3 protein-coding genes are annotated in these 1,602 nt (G+C 66.2%); 2 read left to right on the top strand and 1 reads right to left on the bottom strand.

From position 1 onward, the window contains the following. Positions 1 to 873: helicase-related protein (locus Q7T84_RS17800; RefSeq protein ID WP_304811512.1), on the top strand; the 873-nt coding region annotated here is incomplete at its 5' end. 224 nt (positions 874 to 1,097) lie between these two features. Then, positions 1,098 to 1,388, top strand: coding sequence for a hypothetical protein (locus Q7T84_RS17795; RefSeq protein WP_304811510.1), 291 nt, complete (start codon positions 1,098 to 1,100; stop codon positions 1,386 to 1,388). Positions 1,389 to 1,393: 5 nt separating this feature from the next. Here Q7T84_RS17795 and Q7T84_RS17790 read toward each other — a convergent pair. After that, on the bottom strand, positions 1,394 to 1,602 hold a 209-nt coding region (locus Q7T84_RS17790; protein ID WP_304811508.1), incomplete at its 5' end, for a GNAT family N-acetyltransferase.

The following is a 1,602-nucleotide window of genomic DNA, read 5'->3' as shown; positions in this document are numbered from 1 at the left end:
ACCGGCCTGATCGACCCGCCGGTCGAGGTGCGCCCGGTCAACAAGAACAACCACACCCAGGTCGACGACGTGATCGCCGAGGTGCGCGACACCATCGCCAAGGGCTATCGTTCTCTGATCACCGTCCTGACCAAGAAGATGGCCGAGGATCTGGCCGAGTACATGCACGAGCAGGGCCTGAAGGTCCGCTACATGCACTCCGACATCGACACCATGGAGCGGATCGAGATCATCCGCGACCTGCGGCTCGGGGCCTTCGACGCCCTGATCGGCATCAACCTGCTGCGCGAGGGTCTCGATATCCCCGAGTGCGGGCTGGTCGCGATCCTCGACGCCGACAAGGAAGGCTTCCTGCGCTCGGAGACCTCGCTGATCCAGACCATCGGCCGGGCCGCCCGGAACGTGGACGGCAAGGTGATCCTCTATGCCGACCGGATCACCGGCTCGATGGAGCGGGCGATGGCCGAGACCAACCGCCGCCGCGCCAAACAGGAGGAGTACAACCTTGAGCACGGCATCACGCCCGAGAGCGTGAAGAGCCAGATCAAGGAAATCCTCGCCAGCCCCTACGAGAAGGATCGCGTGCTGGTTCCCGTCGGCGTCGCCGAGGATTCCAAGCCGTTCATGGGCGACAATTTCAAGGCCACCCTGCGCGATCTCGAAGCCAAGATGCGCCAGGCCGCCGGCGATCTGGAGTTCGAGACCGCCGCGCGCCTGCGTGACGAGATCAAGCGCCTGAAGCTGATGGACCTGGAATTCGCCAACGACGCCCTCACCGCCCCGGGCGAAGAGGTCGATCGCGGGGCCGTCAAGCGCGTAAGGGCCGAGGCGCGCGCCGAAGCCGCCGAGCGGTTCCGGAAAGGCAAGCTGTAGCCAGAGACCCCGGCGAATAAACGCGCAGTTGGTCGCTCGCCAGCCAGGGTGGTGAGCCAGCCGCCACAGCTGTCACCCAAAGCCCACACCTCGCCAGACAACGTGCGTGAGCGGGCTGGCGCTGGAACCACAGCGCCGCTTTGGGCGTAGATTTGTTGTGGGGCAGCGCGGTCGAGGCGGTCCGTTGGGGGCCGCTGGCATGCCGCTGCCAAGGGGCTGGAACCATGTCTCCTCCGTTGTCTGTCGTGGCCGACAACTCGACTGCGAAGAACAAGACTGTCTCCACCGGCGACCTCTCCGAACGTATCCGCCGACTGCAGGCCGAGGCCAAGAACCTGGCCCGTGAGCACGTGCGGGCGCTCGAGGCGGCGATCATCGAGGTCGAACGCCTTTCGTCCGAGATCTCCGACGGGGGCGACGCCTATCCGGCCGGCGTCCGCGAACTGTCTCGTCGCATCGCCGAAGACTGTGAGATGAAGGTCCAGACCCTCGAAGCCATCTCCTCGCGCAACTAGGGCTTCTAGCCCACCAGATCGCGGAATTCGGGGCTGCGCCGCAGCCAAACCGCTGCGAAGCCGCAAATCGGGGTGATCCGCAGGCCTTGCGCGCGCGCGTCGGCTGCCAAGGCGGCCATCAGCCGCCCGGACGCGCCCGTGCCGCGCAGGGCCGGGGGGCTTTCGACATGGTCGATATAGAGACGATCACCCGCCAGGCGGTAGTCCGCCCATG

Source organism: Phenylobacterium sp., assembly GCF_030654915.1.
GTDB lineage: Bacteria > Pseudomonadota > Alphaproteobacteria > Caulobacterales > Caulobacteraceae > Phenylobacterium.
This window is presented reverse-complemented; position numbering and strand designations above follow the sequence as displayed.